General features: G+C 58.7%; 2 protein-coding genes and 1 pseudogene. 1 reads left to right on the forward strand and 2 read right to left on the reverse strand.

The features are described from left to right. Positions 1-670, forward strand: a 670-nt coding sequence (locus ACT3S2_RS15750) for an IS3 family transposase (protein WP_444561926.1), incomplete at its 5' end; no start/stop codon positions are given. 152 nt (positions 671-822) lie between these two features. On the opposite strand, the gene opgC is transcribed toward ACT3S2_RS15750, so the two are convergent. Both opgC and ACT3S2_RS15760 read right to left on the reverse strand, forming a co-directional pair. Continuing rightward, complete coding sequence (gene opgC / locus ACT3S2_RS15755) at positions 823-1,920, reverse strand: OpgC domain-containing protein (RefSeq protein WP_444561927.1); 1,098 nt, start codon at positions 1,918-1,920, stop codon at positions 823-825. A gap of 129 nt (positions 1,921-2,049) precedes the next feature. Continuing rightward, positions 2,050-2,535, reverse strand: a pseudogene (locus tag ACT3S2_RS15760) (transposase); the annotation flags it as partial. Between the last annotated feature and the right edge of the window lie 22 nt (positions 2,536-2,557).

Here is a 2,557-nt window from a genome sequence, read left to right on the forward strand (position 1 = left end):
TATGGCTCCACGCACCGCGTGGCGTCTGTGTTCGGATAATGCCTGGTTTTCTGCCTTCGGGAAGGGGCGGGGCAAGAACGGGAAAAGACCTGGTTCGCCGGTCCATGACGACCTGTGCGCCGTCACCGACTCCGACGGACGGGTCCGGCACGAGTTCATTGCCCAGTACCCGAACCAGTTGTGGCTGACCGACATCACGGAGCACGAAACGAGTCAGGGCAAGCTCTACATCTGCGCCGTCAAGGACGTGTTCTCGTCTCGGATTGTCGGGTATTCGATCAGCAGCCGGATGAAGGCCAGGTTGGCAGTTGATGCTCTGGAGATGGCCGTGGCCAGACGTGGCGATGTGGCTGGCTGCACGGTGCATTCAGATCGTGGTTCGCAATTTCGGTCCAGGAAATTCGTCCGTGCTTTGGCCAGTCAGGGCTTGGTCGGGTCGATGGGCAGAGTCGGGGCGGCCGGTGACAATGCGGCCATGGAATCATTCTTTGCGCTCTTGCAGAAGAACGTTCTCGACCGTGGCCGCTGGGCCACCCGGGACCAGCTGCGGATCGCAATCGTGACCTGGATTGAGCGGACCTATCACCGGCGTCGACGTCAGGTCCGGCTGGGTCGTTTGACCCCAGTGGAGTACGAAGCAATCATAGAGCCAGCTGCTCTCGCAGCATGACACTCAAACTGTCACCTCGACTTGCAGCAGTCCCTTTCTGTGAGTTCTTTGATCGGTACTCACTGACCATCGCACGATGGCTCGCTACTTTAAGTGCGCAACTCGCTGACTAGGGAAAGTACGCCACTCCAGGGGAAGCAACCCCCACGCACCTAGCGGATATTCGAGGATGCGCTGTATCGCTTGCGTTGCAGTGTCTGCTGATGAAGGCGTAATTCGGCCCAAGCCCAGCAGGATATGAGTACGGCAACGGCGGTCATCTGCGAAACGATGGATGTCGATACTGACCCGAGCACCCCAGCACACAGGACCACGGCGAAGGACTGGATGACGTAGGCGTCCAGGCTCTTTTGCCCGACCATGTAGACAGGGCGAAGAGTCCATTTTGGAAGTCGTTCGAGAAGCCATGCGGCCGCAACGTAGAGCGACGCGACGACAGCGTAGGCGACGGCAATTCGGCCGGGGGGGAACGTGTACTTGTTGAACATCCATTCGCTCGTTGGGATGAGGTAAGAGACGGCGCCAGCTAGCACTGTGATACAGGCCCCGGACAGGAATACCAGCAGCGAGTGTGCTTTTATCCATGCAGCCATGCCGAGGGGACGCCAGTACCAGCCCAAGATGATGGCTGAAACAAAGAGCAGCTGCCAAGCTGCCCAGCTCGCGGAGGGAGCGCCGCCAAACAATGAGAAGGATGTCTGGAATGGAAAGGTGTACCCGGTGCCTGCTAATAATAGGGAGAGGCAAAGGGTAGTGAGCCACTTCCCTTTCGCCAGCAACCAGTATACGCCCGGGGCCAATAGCAGGAACACGACATACAGGCGAAGGACGTCGCCGCCTGGAGGCGCGATGTTCATCGTCATGATGCCAGCAACGATCTCCGGATAGGACATTGACCCCAAGGCAGGAGGAAAGGTGTCGTGGCGCCAACCGGCAAGTATTACTGCTGCGACGCCCACGATGCTGAGGATGAGCTGCGCCAAATAGATCATGGCGGCTCGCCGGAACGTCTTTGTGCGGACGCTGGCGAATCCGCTGGTCATCATTCGTTTGGACTGCACGATCCCCAACACGAGTCCGGAGAGTAGGACGAAGCCGGATGCACCATCGAAGTTCGGAAATATATGGAGGACGTTTGCCGCTACGGAGGACGAGGCCACGTGGCCCGTGACCATGCTAGCGATGCAGTATCCGCGAACGACGTCGATCGCTCGGTCGCGGCCACCTACAAACGAACGCCGCTCAACCATAGATACCATATTTCCCCCGCTTTCAAACAACAAAACAAGCACAGACTATACGGTGGGCGAGCCTTCCCATAAAACGGTCAAGCCCATTTGCGTGGTGTAAGTCGTACGCCACGTGATTCTTGATGTTCGTTAGGCGCTCAGCGCCAGATCAGTATCGATTTCCTCCTTCTGCTCAGTGCCAACGGCGAGGGATTGCTGGATGAGATCCAGTCCGAGGTAGCGGCGGGATTCGATCCACTCATCGGGCTGTTCGGCCAACACCGCCCCAACCAGACGGATCAACGCATCACGGTCGGGGAAGATCCCCACGACGTCGGTCCGCCGCCGAATCTCCCGGTTCAAACGCTCCTGGGGATTATTGGACCACACCTGGCGCCACAACCCCTTGGGGAAGGCGGCGAAGGCAAGGATGTCATCACGGGCGGCCTCCAGGTGCTTGGCGACCTTGGGCAGCTTGTCCTCGAAGGCATCCAGGACCCGCTCGAACTGCGAATACACGCTAGCGGCATCGGGCTGGTCATAGACCGAATGCAGCAGCGTCTTGACCCATGGCCAGCTGCTTTTGGGCGTCGCCGACATTAAGTTTGCCGCGTAATGGGCGTTATGCCGACATCGGCATAACACCCATTATGCCGAT

The organism is Arthrobacter sp. AOP36-A1-22, assembly GCF_052377615.1.
Lineage (GTDB): Bacteria > Actinomycetota > Actinomycetes > Actinomycetales > Micrococcaceae > Arthrobacter_H.

Excerpts from the sequence above, each read along its gene's own strand:
- opgC (WP_444561927.1), bottom strand. The coding sequence starts at position 1,920 with ATGGTTGAGCGGCGTTCGTTTGTAGGTGGCCGCGACCGAGCGATCGAC.